This is a genomic window from Rhodococcus sp. YL-1, from assembly GCF_001942025.1.
GTDB lineage: Bacteria > Actinomycetota > Actinomycetes > Mycobacteriales > Mycobacteriaceae > Rhodococcus_F > Rhodococcus_F qingshengii.
Window position 1 is genome coordinate 227,410 of record NZ_CP017300.1, and the last position, 17,429, is coordinate 244,838.

Genomic DNA, 17,429 nt, shown 5'->3' on the forward strand with positions numbered 1-17,429 from the left:
CTGGTTCTCCTTGCTCTAGATGGTGGTTCCGGGGCCGCGAACGGCCTTGTCGGTGGCGGAGACGTCGTTGATCGAGAGCAGGATCCGGTTGAGCGAGTCGACCTCGATTTGGCGGCCGTGCAGCCAGATGTTCGTCTCGTCCATCGGGGCGCCGTACTTCGCGGTGAACACTGCTTGCCGGTGTTCGATCAGGGTTTCCGTGTCGGTGAGTTGGGTCCGCAACTGCGGGGCGTGAGTGGAGTCGGTGACGAATTTCGAGCAGGACAGGCAGGCGTTTCCCTTATCGCACAATTGTTTCGGTGGGAGCGTGCACCAGCCGTTGGGGAGGATGCGGTCGGCTCGCTTGTCGAGCTGGATCAGGTCGTAGAGGTCGGAGCTGTCGATCGAGGCGGTGCGGCCGTCGCGGGTGACTTTCTTGTATCGGAGGAATTCCTCCTCCATGGTCTGAGCGGAGGTCACGGCGTAGTGCAAGGTCATGTCCGGAGAGATGTGTCCGAAGTAGCGCATCACGACGTGCAGCGGCACTCCGGCGTTGATGAGGTTGGTCGCGGCGGTGTGCCGGAAGCGGTGTGTCTTGGAGACCGCGACCTGACGTCCGACGGAGTCTCTGATGTTGAGCAGGCTGGTGAGTCTGCTGAACCGCAGATGCATTGTCGGAAGCGGGTAAGGCTTGTCGCCCAGTCGGTTTCGGGTCGTGCGAAGGAACAGGTATTTTGGCGTGACGTCAGGGTTTCCGAAGTGTGCCATCATTTCTCGGGCGTGCTTTTGTTGGGCTCGGATGATCGTGACGATCTCCTCGTCCACGGGGATCGTGGGTGCGAGGTTCGATTCGATCTTGGTCTGTTGATACCGCATCCGGGCGACGAATCCCGCGCTGTCAGGATCACTGTCTGTGCGCGTGCGCAGGATCGGTTCGAGTGGGTCGAAGTCCATCATCAGCACCTCGTTGGCGCGACGTCCGGTGCGCAGCAGAAGCATCATGATGTGGAAGGCTTGCAGGTCGCCGAGTCCGCCCTCGTTCACGGGCTGTGCGAGCAGGCCGCTGCCTTCGGCGATCTGCGCCATGACATCGTCTTCGAGGACCATGCCGTCTGCCTTGACGTTGGCCAGGCGGGGCTTGTCCTCGGGGCGGAAGAGCACGCAGTGCTCGGGTCGCAGAGTGGCCCAGGCGCTGATGCCGAGTTCGGTGGCGGCTTCGTCCCGGTGGTCATACATGAACTGGTAGAACTGTTCGATCGCGGTCATGATCTGGCGGCGTGGGTTCGTCGCCAGCGGCTTGCCCGCGCGCGCCCCGGACTCGATGCGGTGTGCGAGGAGCAGGTCGCAGAAGCCGCGGATGAAGCCCCGCAGGCGGTGTGGATCGGTTGTCAGGCACGGGCCCTGATCGGCGGTGGTGTCGATGTAGCGTTGCAGCCATTTCAGAGCGTCCAGGCGCGATTTGATCGTGCTCCAGGAGTACCGTTCCGTGGTCAGGCCCGCCGAGAGCCAGTACTTCGCTCCCTCGCGCAACCACATGCTGGTCAGGTTGGTGAAGTGCATGGTCGTGCGACCTTGCGGTTCGTGGTCGCGTTGGGGCACCCTCGGGTCGAGGCTGGGGTTCCAGACGTTCAGCTCCCACCACGGGCCGCGGTGATAGGCGTATCCGAGCACGGCGGCCATGTGCCCGAGGCGGTAGGTGCCGCCTTTGAACGCAGACTCGCCGATCTTCTCACCGCGCATCTGAGCCTTCCGTGCGGATCTCACCCACTCGTCCGGCGAACGGTGCAGCAGCGATTGCGCCGACCGGCACTCGTCGTCGTGATGCATCGCGGCGCGCAGCAGGGTGAAGACGGCATTCGTCTCGATGACGCGGACGAAGTGACCCAGCTCGATACGCCGATGAATGATCCAGGCGATTTCCCAGGTCATCGGCTCCGGCAAACCGCGGAAGTTCAGGTAGCAGGAGGTCCAGCCCCCACCGACGTTTACTTCGCGGATCGCCGGTCGGTAGTGCGCCGGCATCGTCTTCTTGTCGAAGTGATCGCTGCGGCATTCTTCGGGCAGAGAGTCCCAGAGCCTGCGGGCGATGGTGAGGTCGAACATGTCCGCTAGTGCCAAGCCCGGATCGATCTGGTGCAGTCTCTTGGGGCTGCGCGACCAGGACGTGATTGCGGGATCTGTTGCTGGGCTAAGCATTCGGATACTCCCATCCGGCGACGTATTCGCGCCAGTTCGCTACCGAGGCCAGCTCGGCGTCCTCGGTGACGTGGCCGTAGATGTTCATCGTGGTCTGCACGCTCGCGTGGCCGAGGCGGCGACTGACGGTGTGGACGGGGCTCCCTGCCAGCAACAGCGCAGTGGCGTGGGTGTGCCGAAACCAGTGCGGTGTCATCAGGTTCGGGAAGTCGTTGTCGCGGTGCTTCATCGAGCGCAGGTGCGCATAGACCGACTCGGTGCGCAGCGGCGCGAACAGCGGGTTCCGCATCACGTTGCAGAAGATGTAGCTGCTGTCCCAATCATCGAGGGCCACATCGGCGCCTCGATCGCACAGCCACCACACGTAGTCGGCGTAGAGCCGATCGAGCCGCGACCCGATGTGGACCTCGCGCTCCCCGGACTTGGCGGACAGGCCGTGCGGGTGCACCCTGCTCACGATCGCGACCCGGGCGCTCTTGCCACCGATCCCGGTGATCCAGTCGCGGTGCTGCAACGAGAGGGCTTCACCGATCCGCATGCCCGATTCCGCCAGGACTGCCCACAGGAACCGATATCGCAGGTCACCTCGCCACTCCTCGAGCACCGGGTCGTAGCTGGCCTCGGCATCTTGGAGGGCGTCGATCGTGGTCGGCGTCAGAACCGGGATGGCCTTGCGGGCGGCGCGGATTCGGATAGTTGCGCGCTTCTGCGGCGCTCGCCTGGCCACGTGCTCGAGGAACGAGAGGTAGCGGCCCGATCGGACCTGGGCTTGCTTCCACAGGAACGGCGCAGCGTCTGTTCCGCTGTCGGCCTGGTAGCGGTAGAAACTCATCACCGCGCGCATGCGGAGGTTCACCGTGCTGTCGCTGAGCGTCGGTCGGGGGCGGAGTTCGCGGACCGGCGAGTCCAGCTCGCCGTAGCGCAGGGCAGAGATGAAGTCGCCGAAGTCGTGCAGCTTCACCGCATCCCACGATGTGCCGGTCACTTCCAGGAACGACCACCACTGGGCCAGGCTCTGTGCGTAGGCGCGGGTCGTGTTCGGCCGGAAGTCGATTTGCCGCCCGTACTCGAGGTATGCCTCGACCGGCTCAACGAGACCGAACGATCTGTCGATCACCGTCCAGGTCGTTGCACCGTCGCTGAGAGTGACACGTTGCGCTGTAGCCATCAGCCCGCTCCCGTTCGCCTGAACTCGAAGCTACGCCCGACCCTGCCTGATTCGATGCACCCGAACGGTGCGTGTCGGCGGTGTCATCGGCGTACCTCGCTGCCTGCAGATAACACCGTCGCCCACATATCCCGAATCCGTGGAAGGAAGCCCAGGATGATGTCAACGGCACTACCTACTAGCTACGGATTACACGTCTTCCCGCTCTCGCGGGCATGGGACGCAGGAGCGGCGACGTGGACGCTGGAGCAGCGGGTGAACTTCGCCAACGACACCGACATCAACCTGATTGCCTCCCAAGGCAAAGCGAACCAGTCGAAGTCAGACAAAGGCCCCGACACCTGGCTCCCGCCCAACGCCGCATTCCACTGCGACTACGCCACCCGTTACCTCACCGTCGCTGCGAAATACCAGCTCGCCGTCACCTCAGGCGATGTGCTCGCCGCCCGCAACTCGTGCTCCTGACCGAACGCCACCATCACTCACACCGAAGGAATCGACATGCATAGTTCCGTCACCGATTCATTGCTCGACCGGAATATCGACTCGACTCGTTTCGTCCTCCGATTCCGCAACGGCAGCGTCAGTCATGACACGTTGCTCGAGAGGTATCAAAATGTGCTGACCTCCTCACACGCGTCAGAGCAGACCGTTGTACTGAAGAAGATTCACCGCAAGATCACGAAATCGTCGCTCTCGTATCAGCGCACCCGCGTTTGTCGCAATGATCGTGGGTCTGTCCAGAAAACGGTGTAATTGATTGGTTTCTAACTACTTTCGTCCGGCAGACAGCCGTCCGTCGAACGTTATCTCGAAGGCATTCAGTGCTGCCTTCCATCGGTTGGACCAGCGTTGGCGGGCGGTGCCTTTGGGATCGAGGCTCATGATGGCCAGATACACGCATTTCAAGGCCGCGGCCTCGGTCGGAAAGTGTCCACGGGCCTTGACAGCCCTGCGGATTCGAGCGTTGACACTCTCGATGGCGTTGGTCGTGTAAATGACCTGCCGGATGGCGTTGTCGAATTGTAGGAACGGCACGAACTCAGCCCAGGCGTTAGTCCAGAGCCTGATGATCGCGGGATAGCGTTTCTCCCATTTGTCACTGAACTCTGCGAATCGGTCGAGCGCGGCCTGCTCCGACGGAGCCGTGTAGACGGGTTTGAGGTCCTTGGCGATCTCGGACCAGTCCTTGCGGGAGGCATAGGCGTAGGTGTTACGGAGAAGATGGACCACACAAGTCTGCACGATGGTCTGTGGCCACACTTGCTCGATCGAGTCGGGTAGATGCTTGAGACCATCGCACACGACGATCAGAACATCCTGCACACCACGGTTTTTCAGCTCGGACAACACCCGAAGCCAGTACTTCGCTCCCTCCCCGTCGCCGTGCTCACCGACCCACAATCCGAGGATGTCGCGGGTGCCGTCGACAGTCACCCCCATCGCGACGTAGATCGGCCGGTTAGCGACGTTGCCCTCGCGGATCTTGACGTGGATGCAGTCGATGAACAACACCGGGTACACAGGATCCAACGGCCGGTTCTGCCACTCGGCCATGCCTTCCATCACCCGCTCGGTGATCGTCGAGATCGTCTGCTTGGACACATCAGCTCCGTACACCTCGGCCAGGTGTGCAGCGATCTCACCGGTCGTCAAACCCTTGGCCGACAATGAGATCACCATGTCCTCCACGCCCGACAGCCGACGCTGCCGCTTGGCCACGATCTTCGGCTCGAAGGAGGAATCCCGGTCACGGGGCACCTCGAGTTCGACCGGGCCGGCCTCGGTCAACACGTTCTTGGCTCGTCTGCCGTTGCGGGAGTTGCCGCTGCCCCTGCCTGCCGGGTCGCTCTTGCCGTATCCGAGGTGGTCGTCCATCTCGCCTTCGAGCGCGGACTCCACGACTAGCTTGGTCAGCTTCGACAGCAATCCACCATCTCCGGTCAACTGCAGCCCTTCGGCTCGCGCCTGCTCGACCAGCTCTTTGAGCCGCGCATCGCTGATACCCGGCTGAGCCGAGTTCGTCTCTGTCTCACGTTCAATCACGTCAGTCATAGTGGCGTATCTCCTTTCAGAGTTACACCGTTGTTCTTACAGTCCCATGATCGTTGCTTTCGTCGCCCTGGTCGCAGCGATAGTGGCGCGCAGGTTTGCCGATGAAGATCCGGTTACGGCTGGGACCTACGGCGGACTGGTTGCCGCGGTCGTGCTGGTGGCATGCTTTGTTCCCAACGCGTTGCGCATCTGCACTGAAGGGTGGGCAATGAACAATGCGCAGGTCGCCGACCGGCTGTTGGCGAATATCGAATCAGCAAGTGGCGCTGACGTCGACGCAATTCGCAACAACGCGATCGACTCCTCGGTGAACGGTGAAACGCCGCAAATCCGGAAGGATGCGGGATAAAGTTCGATGTTGCGTTCGCTGCGCTTCAAAGAAGCTGTCCGTACAGGCGCCGTCACGACTGCCGGCCTGTATGACCGTTACCTCGATCAGCTCAACCACGATGACAGCGCCGACAATGCTCGAACGCTCCGCGCGATCCGTCGTCATCTCGCTTGGACCGACGTTGATCGTCTACGCCGAGTCGTAATCGCTGCTTTCGCAACGGTTTCTGTCCTGTTCGTGTTGGCGGAGGTACTGGCGGGTCAGTCGGCGATTTTCTCCCTCGCTGCGGTGGCGGTGTCTGGGCTGGTTCTGGGCGTCCTGATGCGTATCGAGTTCGGGAAGTCACCCCTCACAGGGTTCGCGACATCCCTGGCGATCGGCCAAGGGCGACGTGCCGACGCGAAACTCCGCACCCTCGAAGAAGCTGCGTAGAAGCACAGCCGCCTTCACACTCTCACCCGCCTCCACTCTCAGCGTTCCACGCAGCGCTGAGAGTGGAGGCGGAGTGCTTTCCGGGCGTGTACCAAACATTCCCACTTGCAACAATGCAAATAAGTATTGTAATGTTGAATAGTGAAATGGCTGGTGGCGCGACCATCTGCCGCGACTGAAGAATCGAATTGGCCCATCATCGGGCGGGCGGGGTGATCGGAATGATCGACATCTCCCGAGTTGCCGGCACACCGAGCCTTTTCGTTCTGTCGGCGGGCGTGAAGTGCATCCGCGAGAGCTGGGGAATCGACCGAGGGGACGTGTCGTCTTCCCAGTACGATCCCCCTATGTGTCGCTCAAAAGGTCACGGAACTGCCGGCCGTCGCTGCCCGGGATGCGGAAGCTACAAGGCCGCGGCAAAGGCCAACGGGAACCGTCGGCTCGGCCGCGAGGCTCGAAAGAAGGTCGTCGACCACCTCAAGGAGCAAGGGCTCGTCGAGGCAGCTGCTGCGATCCAGGCGGCGCCACCGAGTGTGCTCCAGGAGTTCATGGCAGGTCTGGGAATCGACTCGGAGGTCCTGGGGAAGACCCCGATGCCCAGTGCTCACGCGAATCCGCCGAGCGCCAAACTGCTGATCGCACAAGCGAAAGCGGAGCGGGAGAAGCTGGCCGGGCCGAAGACCACTCCGGCACAAGATGCGCTCGAAGCCGCTCAGGCGAACGTGGCGTCGGTCGACGACGAGGCCAACGAGGCGCGAAAGGCTGTCAACCGGTACCGATCTCGACTGCGTAAGGCCACGAAAGCGCTTGAAGAAGGTACCGGCACCGCCGAAGCCGTAGCCGAGCAGCAGAAAGCGCTCGACGATGCTAAAACCGAGTACGTCGATGCTCAACGCCGGCAGAGCGAGGCCCGAGACGACCTCGCAGCAGCCAAGTTCGGAATGCGCGCCGACATGGCCAGCGACGAGGAGCGAGATGCCTACTACGCTTCCCTCTCCGACGACGACGTCGCCACGATCAGCCGGTCACTGAACCGCAAGTACGCGGAGGAAGCCGCAACGGCTCTGGCGGAAGGACCTGTCATCGGTCCCGCCGGCATCGACCGTGACACCACCGTCTACAAATTCGGAACCATCCCGATGGAAACCGGCTCCGGAATCGAGGAGGTCGAAGGGCGATACCTCGACGGAGGCACCGCGATTGTCCGCAGAGGGTCCGGCGACTTCGTCGTCCTCCAACGCAAGGGCGACTCGTACCACCCCGTCGCAATTGCCCACGGCAAGAGCGATGCGCTCACGAAGGCGAACCGCATCCCGATCATGGTCGATCCCGGACCACTGCCGGAGAACGCCACCGAGATGCAGAAGCAAGCGCACTCCGTAAAGGGCGACGTGCTGCTCGAAGTCGCCAGCGAGGCAGCTGCGGGAAAGGCATCGACGGCGGCAGCGCAAACGAAGATCATCAACGACGAGTTCACCAGTACCCGCGACAAGATCGCCGATTCAGCCGGCGCCGGGCCCGCCCGGGCCGACATCTACGACGGCGTCAAACGGCACCAGAAGCGCGTGCGCGAGATGGCCGCAGCAGAAGCGGGGGAGAAGGCCCACGCCGCGGCACTCGCAGCCGGCAAGACGCCGGCACAGGCTGACGATGCATACGCTCGAGCTCACCGGCGCGCACTCGGCACCCCGACCAAGGGCGGCGGTGTGATCCCGCATTTCGAGCACAAGATTCCGCCGGACAGCTTGGGAGCCGAAAAGCACGCTTCCCTGTACCGCAGTGGTATTCGCGCGTTCGGCAAGGAAACCGCCGACGACTACGGGATCATCCACCAACGCGCCGGCAACCTGCACGCATGGGGCTTTGCTGTCAGCGGCAACAACGTCCAGACCGCGAACATCAGCGCGCTCACCGACACGAACTCGACATTCGTGAAGAACGTTCTCACCAGTAGCGAGCGAAGTGCGCTGACCACCTACACAGGTGGCAGCTACCAAAGCATCAACGCTGCTGTGACCGGCCGCGACCCGAAACCTTCCTCACACATCAAAACCGTTGTCTCGGGAATCGACTCGGCGTTCGACAAGTTCGACGAACACAACCCGAACAACACGCCGATGACCGTGATGCGCGGTACACGAACACCGAGCGGGTGGAAAGGCAGCAGCGCCGAGTACATCGACGCCGCGTTCACGGTTGGATCGAAGGTCCAGATCGGCAAAGTCACCAGTTGCACAACCAGACAGCAGACAGCGACGTCGTTCGCGGGGTATTCCAACGGGCCCTACATGATGGTCATCCGGACGCGGAACGGATTGCCGGTCAAATCCATCTCGAACTTCAGCTCGGAAGACGAAGTCATCGTTCCCACCGGAACGAACCTGAGGTGCGTGAAGGTCGACGCCAACGGCATCGGCGGCATGCCGACCGTGTGGCTCGTAGCCGAAGACCTCGTCGCCGAAGCGGAGGGCACCCCCTCGCCGCTGAAGGCTGTTGCATAGAAAATAGTGATCTAGCTGGTTAAACGACACGTCCCCTCAATTGAGAAAGAAGCCAACCATGAGCGACAAGCTGACCCAAGAACAACTCGACGACATCCGTGCACACCTTAAGGAAGGGATGACCCCCCGCGCCATCGCGGACTACTACGCCCGTATCGCCGACCTAGACCTCATCGAGGTCCAACGGATCCGCACAGCCGCCAACGAGATCGAGCAAGAGGAGAAGCCGTGAGCGCACCTGTCGCCAGCGATTCCGCCGCCCAGATCGCCCGCTACGACAACTCCCTCATCGGTCTCGCATCTGGTGACGCCTGGGGTTTCCAGGTCGAGTTCCGTAAGTACGCCGACATGCCGGCCTATCCGCCACCGTGTGGTTCGTGGGCGCAGGTATTCGCGCCCGGCGTGCGGAGTTCCGTGAGCTTCAGCGTGAATTCCTCGACGACGGTCGCACGCCGCCGCGGTACTTCTGGACTCCCTGGGCGATCTTCGGATGGACCCTCGGATTCGGAGCGGTCCTGGTTTTCGGTGGCGGTCTTGCTGCCGGGTCGATCATCGGTGCTTTCCTCGACGGTCTGACCGCTGACGATGTTGACCGCATCGCACAAAATCTCGCGAATATCATCGCTGCCAGTGCTTTTGCGTTGTTGCCGATCTCCGCCGGGGCCGGGCTCTGGCGGTGGTGGCGTGTGCGTGCCGAGCTGCGCGATCAGCAACTAGAGGAAGTTGAACCGGCGAGCTAATGGCGCGGGCCCGATTTCGCGAAACCCGCGTTCGGGGCTGTCTACAGGCATGTGCAGCCCTGCGCAGCGCAGATGCAGCGAGGAGAAGTGAGTTGCTGTCCCGAACCGCGCACGACCGGTGGGTCGTGCAATCCGGCCACCTGATGCTCGTCGTCCCCTACTCGCATGTCTCGGAAGAGGCGGTCATTCGGAAATTTCTTCATCGGCCCCGGTGCCAGGCGGCGAGCACACCGATGGCTGCGGCTCGCCCCCGGCGACTCCCAAAAATAGGTTTTACCTGCATGGATGACACGTCCCCCTTCGATGTTCCGTGCTGTCGAGCGCACTTCTCCGGCGGGGCATGGGCACGGGCGAAGCGAAAGCGACGCGCGAACATGTGCACATCTGTGTGGGGTCGGATACGCGAATGAGTCTTAGGTTCAGAGAAAGTCAGTTGCAACAATACAAATCGATATTGGAAAGTCGGAAATCTCGAACCCAGCAACACCAGCGATGAAAGGGGGACCGCCGAGATGCCTCCGCTCTACACCTCGACCTATCACTACGACGACCACACCCTGACCGCCCCGGCGCGTTGGATCCGCCTTGACCCCGAGGTCCTTGGACAGAATGTCGTGGGAAATGCGGACGATCTCACGCCGGAGCAGTTCCTTACTGGCGGTGAAGCGTGGAGCGCTTACCGTCGAGGGGAGATCGATGCTGCTTCCTTCGGTGTTTACGGGACGGATAACTGGGGGCCCGGTGAGATCCGCGGAAATGCAGTCGAGGACTTCGCGGCGATGAACAAGGTTGAGATGCTGCCCTGGGACGAGTGGGGTCGCATGACTGATGCATACGACGGCAAAACCGGCGCTGACTACGATGCCCTCCTTGATGACGTTGCCGCCGTTTGTGCTGCAGATGACCCGACGGCGATCGCGACTCTCTACAACCATGGGGATCTGCAGGTACCGACTGAAATGATCCGCTGATCTGAACCCGCAGCGGTTGATGCTGGACTGAGTGTCGGTTCTGCAGCATGTTCGGGCCGTATGTGTGTTTCCTTCGCAGGAACAGATGCCAGGGGCGGCGCTCCACGGGCAAAGATCCAACAAATAGCGCAGGGTTCGAATACCTACCGTTCACCGGTCTTCACCGGCGGCAGCCTTCGGCACCCGTCCTTTCGAGGACTGCAACTGAGAAACGACAAAACCGCCGATGAAGTCGACCTCCCCGGCCGACACTGACCAGGTTGTTTGAAGATGCGCTGTTCAGGAAAGAAATCCAGTTATGAGTGAAGCGGAACAGACCTACCATCCGGGAAAGAAGGCGCCGGTCAGTGGCTTCTACGAGTGAGTCTGCGGTGACGCTCACCGGGTCAGTACCGATGTTGCCGGTCACGTGTTGCCGCCCTTGCCGCAGGGTTGTTCTGGCGGGGCGGGGCGGTTGAAAGAAATCTCGCCACCCAATAGGGACAAATGACGAAGCCGCCGACATTGAAATGGTGTCCCGGCTTCGCAGGGTCGGTGCCCGTCTTGCGCCAAGCGGCATTTCTGGGGTGGTACCCGGGGCAAAGAACCGAACACCGACAGCTTCTACAACGAGACGATGCGCAGACTTATTTCATGCCGCTGACCAGCGCAATAGGTCATTTTCTGGTGATGATCGTCCGCGGCACGAAGCGGAACACCACCGCGGTACCGGCTCCGACCGAGACACCGGCCACCATGTCGGCGAGGAGAACCCCGACAGTGATACCAAGAACGGTGGCTGCAGCGAGCGCCAATGCAACATCGGCAGATGCCGGCCGAGGACTGTTGATCGCGCTACCCTTTTCCCTGCTTGTGATGTTCCAGGTCACGCGGATGCCTTTCTGAGGTCGGTGCGGTCGATATCGCGCTTGAGAATCTTGCCGGTCGACCCCTTGGGCAGCTGATCCACGAACCGGACAATACGCGGAATCTTGTACGCGGACAGCTTCTCCCGACTCCAAGCGACAACCTCGTCCTCGGTGAGAGCAGATCCGGGGACGCGGGTAATGACGGCTGCGACTTCCTCGCCATAATAATCATCAGGAACGCCGACGACAGCCGCCTCGACGATGTCAGGGTGCTGGTAGAGCACCTCCTCAACCTCTCCCGGGTAGACGTTGTATCCACCGCGGATGATCAGGTCCTTGATCCGGCCCGCTATACGCAGGTCGCGGTCGGCGTCGAACTCGCCGAGATCGCCGGTGCGGAACCAACCGTCCGGGGTAATCGCCGCGGCGGTCGCGTCGGGGTGGTTCCAGTATCCCTTCATCACAGTCTCGCCCTTGATGTACACCTCGCCGATGGTTCCGGGCGGGCACGAGTTGCCGGCGGTGTCGCGGACCTCGACCTCGAGACGAGGCACGACGCCGCCTGTCGAGCCGATCTTGCGGCCGCGTTCGACATCGTTGAACGTGCCGACCGCGGTGGTCTCGGTCAGGCCGTAACCCTCCAGAATCGTGCAGCCGAAACGGGATTCGAAGGCACGGGCGATTTCGCCGGGCAGCGATGCGCCGCCGGAGATCGCGACGCGCAGATGGGTGAAGTCCGCATCGTCCCTAGCAGCATGCAACATCGCATTCCACATCGTCGGCACACCGCACATAATGGTGAGATCGTCGCGCCGAAGGATGTCGATCATACCGGCGGCGGTGAATCTGCCGAGCAGCGAGAGCGACCCACCGCCAGTGAACGTCGCCATCATGACTGCAGCCTGGCCGAAGATGTGAAACAGGGGCAGGCCGGTGCCGGTGCGGTCCTCGGCGGTGCCGCGACTGAGGTGGCACCCGATCTCGCCACCGGAGAGGAGGTTGCCGACTGTCAGCTCCGCACCCTTCGGTCTGCCGGTGGTTCCGGAGGTGTAGAGGATGGCGGCGGTCTCCCTGCGGTCACGGTCTACCGCGTCCGGCAGGGGAGTGGCGTCCACCCGTGCGTCGGCGTAGAGGGTCCAGTGCGGGACCCCGACCGCCGCAGCGGCCTCGGCGACCGCCGGCCCGAGGGCGTGCCAGCCGATCGCAAGGGCGGCACCCGAATCGGTCAGGTAGTACTCGACCTCGACCGCAGTCGACATCGTGTTGACAGGGACCACTACCCCACCGAGTGCCTGAATTCCCATGTAGGCCACTACGAATTCGGGAATCGATGGGGCTACGAGGAGGACACGTTCACCCACCGAGACGCCGGCATCGCGCAGCGCACCCGCGTACCGCAAACTCGCTTCGCGAAGACCTGCATAGGTCCAGGGATCCTCGTCCGTACGCAGGGCGACTGCGGCGTCGGAAGCTGCAGCGTGTCGGGTGACGGGATCGAGCAGATTGGGCATCAGGAGGCCTTCCGAAGATTGAATGCAATGTGACCGTTGACATAGTTCCACTCTCAGGTAAATATGTAAATGTTCATTTATTTAATGTCAGCGAGGCGACTATGACTCTGCTCAACGAGATCTCCACATCTATCCGCAGCGATACACCCAGCATCGTGGAATCCGTTGCACGCCTGTCGGACAGCTCTGCCGCTAAGGTCCTGCGGATGCTCGACGCATTCGCAGGACTACAGTCGGTGTTCGGCGTAACGGAGCTTGCAGAGAAGGTGCAACTACCCAAATCGACAGCCCATCGCTTGCTCGGGATACTTACCGAGGGTAAGTACGTGAAGAGGGTCGGTGATCGCTACGCTCTCACCGACCGAGTGTTCGAGCTGGGCCACCGAGTCAGCAACAGTCGGCCGAATGGCCTGCGCGAGCGGGCGATGCCTTACATCGCCGATCTTTACGCAGAGACCCGCGAGACCGTTCACCTCGCTGTTCTTCAGGGTGTCGAGGTGCTTTACCTGGAGAAGCTTTTCGGCCCCACTTCGGTCCGCTCCGGAACCATGGTCGGGACCAGACGGAAAGCTCACGCAACCGCACTTGGCAAGGCAATGCTTGCGGGCGCGGCGGATGATCTCGTCGAGCGCGCGCTACGTGAGAAATTGAGTCGCTACACCCCGTACACGCAGGTAATCCCCGGTCGTCTCGAACGACTTCTCGCCCGAACCAAGGAGCAGGGTTTCGCCATCGATCAGGAAGAGACACTACTGGGGATGGTTTGCGTGGCTGCGCCGATCCGCGATCTGAAATCGGGAGATGTACTAGGCGCCGTCTCCATCAGTGCGCACGCATCGACCGATGCAGTCCGCAAGCTCTCACCAAAGGTCGTCAAAGCCGCAGCGCAGATCTCCAGACAACTCGGATCCACAACATTCGCGTAAAGACGCCCGGTAGCAAATGGCGGACGTCTATTTGTATTTACGTACTTCGCCAGACGGTGGAATACGTACACAGACCAGAAAGAGAATCGAAATTGTACAGAACACTAGGTGTGTCCGGCACGAAAGTGTCGACGCTTGCACTCGGCACCGCGCTCTTCGGGGTCGCCCCCACCGAAGACGCCGCGGCCACTCTCGTTCACTTCGCAATCGAGTCGGGCATCAATGTGATCGACACGGCGAATTCGTATGGAAATCAAGCGCGATTCGATCGCCCACAGGGACCTACCTGGAAGCATCGCCGTTCGGCCGAGGAGATCGTCGGTGACGCCATAGAAGGCCTCCGGGAGGACATCATTCTGGCTACTAAGGTTTCCGAGCCGATCGGCGACGGACCCAACGACGGCGGATTCACCGGCGGTGGCCTCAGCCGAACACACATCATGCGAAACATCGAGCGGAGCCTCGACCGACTCAGAACCGACTACGTCGACATCTACTACGCTCACCATCCTGACCCCCTGACCGACATCGAAGAGACCCTTCGCACTTTCGCCGATCTCGTGCGGCAAGGTGTTATTACCCATTACGCACTCTCGACCTACGACGGCTGGCAGGTCACCGAGGTGATGGCGACTGCAGAGCGACTTGGCTTGCCGAAGCCGATCTGCCATCAGACCCGATACAGCCTGGCAAAGCGGTGGGTCGAGTCCGAGGTGCTCCCTGCCACTCGACGAGCCGGTGTCGGGACTGTCTGCTTCGGCCCCCTCGCTGGAGGTCTGCTCACCGAAAGCGGGACCGACCGTGAGTACGCCGGTGACGCCAGATGGGGTGGCGGCCGATTCACACCTGCCGAAATCGAGCTGAACCGAAGGCTTACCAAACTCGGCGCGGAGTGGAACCTCGCACCCGCGCAGATCGCCTTGTCTTGGCTGTTGGCGCAACCCGGAGTGTCCTCCGCTGTGGTTGGACCGGAGACGGTCGACGAACTTACCGAACTTCTACCGGCGATGCAGCTGACATTGACCTCCGAACAGCTAGCCGTCCTCGACGGCATATCGCCGAAACCGGCGAACCTCTACACCCAGTAGTTCAATCCAATCCGCAAAACCAGAGTTGTGAAAGTCACTAATATGCCCCTCATACGAGTATGCGAAACCAGCAACCTTAACCCCGGGGATGCGCTGCAGGTCCCAACCACACCGCCGATCGCTGTGTTCAACGTAGACGGAGAGTTCTTTGCCACCGAGGACACTTGCAGCCATGACGACTCATCGCTGGCAGACGGCTATATCGACGGTGACCAGGTTGAGTGCGCATGGCACTTTGCGAAGTTCTGCCTTCGGACCGGACGAGTCCTCAGTCCTCCGGCGAATCGCGACATCAGGACGTACTCCGTCAAGGTCGTGGACGACGAAGTCTACGTCGAGGTGGACTAGCGCCACGCCCGGCTTGTTTTGATACGGTTACGATTCGTCGGTGCGGCTGGGGCGATACCCTGTAGGCCCGACAGGTTACAGCTAGGATTGGTCGTGTCCCAGCATTCAGGAAGAATGACCGTGCCGTCCGAGTCTGAACCGCAATGTGAGCCCGAGCCGCACAAACGCGATACTTCGCGGACTCGTCGTGCAATCTTGACTGCTGCTGGGCGCAACTTCTCACGGCGCGGCTATTCGAAGGTCTCTCTGCAAGAGATCGCAGGAGAAGCCGGTATTACTCCCGCCCGAATCGTACATCTCTTCGGATCAAAGAAAGGCCTTTTTGCGGCCGTAGTTGCCGACAACTGGGGTCTGCCGGACAGATCCGAGGTTTCGGCGCCCGGTGCGGACACCGTAGCCGAGTTGGCGCGGGAAATCGTGTCGTACTGGAATGACCGGGACGTGCGATCCCCCGCGCTTGCGTTGGTGCGATCACTGGACTTCGAGGAAGCCGCAGAACTGTTTCGGCAAGAGATCGAACGGCGGATCGTCTCCCCATAGCGAGCCCACATCTACGGTGAGGAAGCCGAATTCTACAGTGAAGAAGCCGAGGCGAAGATTCAAATCTTGGTCGGAGTGGTCATGGGCTTCGGCTACTTCACAACAGGAGCGCTCATCGATCCCGATGCGCCACTCTTCGACGACCAGCAGGCTGCATTCATAGAGAAATGCCTGACTCGTGTCCTGTTGGGAATTTTCGACAGCTGATTGGTTCCCATCCGGACGCGCAGGACTATCCGGATGGGAACCCGCTGCGCCCCAGCGTATCGCTGACTCGTTGACTGCCAGCCGATTTGTGGTCCAGGCTCGCTCCAAATTCCTTCCCCGTTCCGAGAACCGGAACATGGGAGCTGCTCTCGGGCAGGATGTCGGTCATCCTGATGCCCTCCTCGCCTTCTCTCGGGCGGATCATCAGGGATCCGTGCCCATCGAGGACGCACTCGCCTCGCGCCTTCCAAGGTTCCGAGGCATCACAGTTAGGGCACAGCATGGTTCATCCAAGGAAAATCGCAATCGTTGGAGCGAGCGCGGCCGGCGTCTCCGCAGCCGCCTCCATGCGCAGAAGCGGATTCGACGGCGAAATAACACTGTTTGACGAATCCGCCCGCCTACCGTATGAGCGTCCACCGTTGTCGAAATCCCTGACGGACAACACCGTCACTTTGCGAGGCATTCTGCCCGTCGAGACGTACCGCGATCTTGAGCTGAATCTCCGGCTCGGGGTACGGATCGACTCACTAGACGCGGCGAGACGGACACTTCGACTGAGCGACCACGCGGACGCGGCCTACGACCGGGTGTTACTCGCCACCGGAGCGGTACCGCGAGCGATCCAGGTACCGGGCGCCAGCCTTGGGAACATCCAGTTCCTTCGGACCGCGGACGACGCGGCGCGCCTATCTGAACACCTGTCGGATGGGGGACCGCTGGTCGTCGTCGGAGCAGGCTTCATCGGCCTCGAACTGGCTGCCGTCGCGAAGGAGCACGGCATCGACGTCACGGTGGTGGAGTGCGGTCCACTGCCACTGGTCGGAGCCGTCGGTACCGAAGTCGCCGAACTCTTTCTACAGCTGCATTCGGATCATGGTGTCCAACTGGAAACGAACGTGTCAGTGGCAGAGTTTCGCGGATCCCACAATGTCGAAGAGGTTGTTCTTACCACCGGACAGGTGCTACCAGCGCGCACCGTCGTCGTCGGCGTAGGGGTGACGCCCAACACGGACCTCGCCCGCAGTGCCGGGCTGGAGTGCGAACACGGAGTTCCGGTGAATGCCGTCGGACGCACAGAGAACCCGTGGATCTGGGCCGCGGGCGACGTTGCTTTCTGGCGACACCCTCAGGTGCGGCGCAGCACCAGGATCGAGCATTGGGACACAGCGCAGAGACACGGTGCTGCGGTGGGCCAGAGCATGATCGGCATCGACGCCACCGACTCGTCCGTCCCCTACGCATGGTCCGATCAGTTCGGGCTCACATACCAGTCGTTCGGCCGCCGTGAACCGACGGACACCGTCGTCCTCCGGCACGGATACACCGCCGACAGGTTCCTCGCTTTCTGGGTATCGGACGGCCGTGTACAGGCTGCTGGGGGGATCGGTCAGCCGCGAGAGCTGCGAGCTGCTCGGGGTCTGATCGAGGCTCAGCAAGTGGTGGATATCGCGGCGTTACAGGACCCACAAACCGATCTGCGTGCACTCGGCGCACGAGTCGGCTCCGCGTCCGTTGTCAGAGCGGTCACGAAATAGGAGTGATTTCCATCACGTGGAACATGTCGATAGGCAAGCCATGCATTCGT

General features: G+C 61.6%; 18 protein-coding genes. 13 read left to right on the top strand and 5 right to left on the bottom strand.

Annotated elements, in window-relative coordinates:
• Nucleotides 1-15: 15 nt before the first annotated feature.
• Nucleotides 16-2,175, bottom strand: coding sequence for a tyrosine-type recombinase/integrase (locus BH682_RS30765; protein WP_080656790.1), 2,160 nt, complete (start codon nt 2,173-2,175; stop codon nt 16-18).
• Nucleotides 2,168-3,343 carry a tyrosine-type recombinase/integrase gene (locus BH682_RS30770; protein WP_021334719.1) on the bottom strand — a complete coding sequence of 392 codons (1,176 nt, stop codon included), beginning with the start codon at nt 3,341-3,343 and terminating at the stop codon, nt 2,168-2,170. Before BH682_RS30770 ends, BH682_RS30765 begins: the two co-directional genes overlap by 8 nt.
• A gap of 156 nt (nt 3,344-3,499) precedes the next feature.
• Between BH682_RS30770 and BH682_RS30775 the strand changes: the two genes are divergently transcribed.
• A complete protein-coding gene (locus BH682_RS30775; RefSeq protein ID WP_232354252.1) occupies nt 3,500-3,808 on the top strand; it encodes an HNH endonuclease family protein in 309 nt (102 codons plus the stop codon).
• Nucleotides 3,809-4,114: 306 nt separating this feature from the next.
• On the opposite strand, the gene BH682_RS30785 is transcribed toward BH682_RS30775, so the two are convergent.
• Entirely contained in the window at nt 4,115-5,398 is a 1,284-nt protein-coding gene (locus BH682_RS30785) for an IS256 family transposase (RefSeq protein ID WP_075835742.1), read from the bottom strand.
• Nucleotides 5,399-5,444: 46 nt separating this feature from the next.
• Between BH682_RS30785 and BH682_RS30790 the strand changes: the two genes are divergently transcribed.
• The 6 genes from BH682_RS30790 (at nt 5,445) to BH682_RS30810 (ending at nt 10,373) form a co-directional block, all read left to right on the top strand.
• Nucleotides 5,445-5,747, top strand: a complete 303-nt coding sequence (locus BH682_RS30790; RefSeq protein ID WP_075835744.1) for a hypothetical protein — start codon at nt 5,445-5,447, stop codon at nt 5,745-5,747.
• A 6-nt stretch (nt 5,748-5,753) separates the two neighbouring features.
• On the top strand, nt 5,754-6,161 hold the full coding sequence (locus BH682_RS30795; RefSeq protein ID WP_075835746.1) for a hypothetical protein: 408 nt from the start codon (nt 5,754-5,756) through the stop codon (nt 6,159-6,161).
• A gap of 347 nt (nt 6,162-6,508) precedes the next feature.
• On the top strand, nt 6,509-8,662 hold the full coding sequence (locus BH682_RS30800; protein WP_083954777.1) for an ADP-ribosyltransferase: 2,154 nt from the start codon (nt 6,509-6,511) through the stop codon (nt 8,660-8,662).
• A 58-nt stretch (nt 8,663-8,720) separates the two neighbouring features.
• A complete protein-coding gene (locus BH682_RS36480) occupies nt 8,721-8,894 on the top strand; it encodes a hypothetical protein (RefSeq protein ID WP_168798851.1) in 174 nt (57 codons plus the stop codon).
• 145 nt (nt 8,895-9,039) lie between these two features.
• Complete coding sequence (locus BH682_RS36050) at nt 9,040-9,402, top strand: hypothetical protein (RefSeq protein WP_157127664.1); 363 nt, start codon at nt 9,040-9,042, stop codon at nt 9,400-9,402.
• Nucleotides 9,403-9,914: 512 nt separating this feature from the next.
• Complete coding sequence (locus BH682_RS30810; protein ID WP_232354253.1) at nt 9,915-10,373, top strand: hypothetical protein; 459 nt, start codon at nt 9,915-9,917, stop codon at nt 10,371-10,373.
• Nucleotides 10,374-11,029: 656 nt separating this feature from the next.
• Here the strand turns inward: BH682_RS30810 and BH682_RS36060 are convergent.
• Together BH682_RS36060 and BH682_RS30825 are read right to left on the bottom strand one after the other, a co-directional pair.
• Nucleotides 11,030-11,242: a hypothetical protein gene (locus tag BH682_RS36060; RefSeq protein WP_075835750.1), complete on the bottom strand. Its 213-nt coding sequence runs from the start codon at nt 11,240-11,242 to the stop codon at nt 11,030-11,032.
• The gene (locus BH682_RS30825) at nt 11,239-12,732 is read right to left on the bottom strand and encodes an AMP-binding protein (RefSeq protein ID WP_075835752.1); all 1,494 of its coding nucleotides are present in this window, start codon (nt 12,730-12,732) and stop codon (nt 11,239-11,241) included. The genes BH682_RS36060 and BH682_RS30825 overlap by 4 nt, the downstream gene beginning before the upstream one ends.
• Before the next feature lie 101 nt (nt 12,733-12,833).
• On the opposite strand from BH682_RS30825, the gene BH682_RS30830 reads away from it, so the two are divergent.
• The 6 genes from BH682_RS30830 (at nt 12,834) to BH682_RS30855 (ending at nt 17,379) form a co-directional block, all read left to right on the top strand.
• The gene (locus BH682_RS30830; RefSeq protein ID WP_083954769.1) at nt 12,834-13,658 is read left to right on the top strand and encodes an IclR family transcriptional regulator; all 825 of its coding nucleotides are present in this window, start codon (nt 12,834-12,836) and stop codon (nt 13,656-13,658) included.
• A gap of 110 nt (nt 13,659-13,768) precedes the next feature.
• Nucleotides 13,769-14,746: an aldo/keto reductase gene (locus tag BH682_RS30835; RefSeq protein ID WP_199267566.1), complete on the top strand. Its 978-nt coding sequence runs from the start codon at nt 13,769-13,771 to the stop codon at nt 14,744-14,746.
• A 42-nt stretch (nt 14,747-14,788) separates the two neighbouring features.
• Complete coding sequence (locus BH682_RS30840; protein ID WP_075835756.1) at nt 14,789-15,094, top strand: bifunctional 3-phenylpropionate/cinnamic acid dioxygenase ferredoxin subunit; 306 nt, start codon at nt 14,789-14,791, stop codon at nt 15,092-15,094.
• A gap of 93 nt (nt 15,095-15,187) precedes the next feature.
• On the top strand, nt 15,188-15,634 hold the full coding sequence (locus BH682_RS30845) for a TetR/AcrR family transcriptional regulator (protein ID WP_157127666.1): 447 nt from the start codon (nt 15,188-15,190) through the stop codon (nt 15,632-15,634).
• Nucleotides 15,635-15,700: 66 nt separating this feature from the next.
• Entirely contained in the window at nt 15,701-15,841 is a 141-nt protein-coding gene (locus BH682_RS36485) for a hypothetical protein (RefSeq protein WP_158171397.1), read from the top strand.
• 281 nt (nt 15,842-16,122) lie between these two features.
• Nucleotides 16,123-17,379, top strand: a complete 1,257-nt coding sequence (locus tag BH682_RS30855) for an NAD(P)/FAD-dependent oxidoreductase (protein WP_075835762.1) — start codon at nt 16,123-16,125, stop codon at nt 17,377-17,379.
• Nucleotides 17,380-17,429: the final 50 nt, after the last annotated feature.

What these genes read in the sequence shown, in the direction of transcription:
- BH682_RS30855 (WP_075835762.1), top strand. Translation starts at nt 16,123, where the DNA reads ATGGTTCATCCAAGGAAAATCGCAATCGTTGGAGCGAGCGCGGCCGGC.
- BH682_RS30810 (WP_232354253.1), top strand. Translation starts at nt 9,915, where the DNA reads ATGCCTCCGCTCTACACCTCGACCTATCACTACGACGACCACACCCTG.
- BH682_RS30775 (WP_232354252.1), top strand. Translation starts at nt 3,500, where the DNA reads ATGATGTCAACGGCACTACCTACTAGCTACGGATTACACGTCTTCCCG.
- BH682_RS36480 (WP_168798851.1), top strand. Translation starts at nt 8,721, where the DNA reads ATGAGCGACAAGCTGACCCAAGAACAACTCGACGACATCCGTGCACAC.
- BH682_RS30790 (WP_075835744.1), top strand. Translation starts at nt 5,445, where the DNA reads ATGATCGTTGCTTTCGTCGCCCTGGTCGCAGCGATAGTGGCGCGCAGG.
- BH682_RS30830 (WP_083954769.1), top strand. Translation starts at nt 12,834, where the DNA reads ATGACTCTGCTCAACGAGATCTCCACATCTATCCGCAGCGATACACCC.
- BH682_RS30765 (WP_080656790.1), bottom strand. Translation starts at nt 2,175, where the DNA reads ATGCTTAGCCCAGCAACAGATCCCGCAATCACGTCCTGGTCGCGCAGC.
- BH682_RS30800 (WP_083954777.1), top strand. Translation starts at nt 6,509, where the DNA reads ATGTGTCGCTCAAAAGGTCACGGAACTGCCGGCCGTCGCTGCCCGGGA.
- BH682_RS30770 (WP_021334719.1), bottom strand. Translation starts at nt 3,343, where the DNA reads ATGGCTACAGCGCAACGTGTCACTCTCAGCGACGGTGCAACGACCTGG.
- BH682_RS30785 (WP_075835742.1), bottom strand. Translation starts at nt 5,398, where the DNA reads ATGACTGACGTGATTGAACGTGAGACAGAGACGAACTCGGCTCAGCCG.
- BH682_RS30825 (WP_075835752.1), bottom strand. Translation starts at nt 12,732, where the DNA reads ATGCCCAATCTGCTCGATCCCGTCACCCGACACGCTGCAGCTTCCGAC.
- BH682_RS30840 (WP_075835756.1), top strand. Translation starts at nt 14,789, where the DNA reads ATGCCCCTCATACGAGTATGCGAAACCAGCAACCTTAACCCCGGGGAT.
- BH682_RS30795 (WP_075835746.1), top strand. Translation starts at nt 5,754, where the DNA reads ATGTTGCGTTCGCTGCGCTTCAAAGAAGCTGTCCGTACAGGCGCCGTC.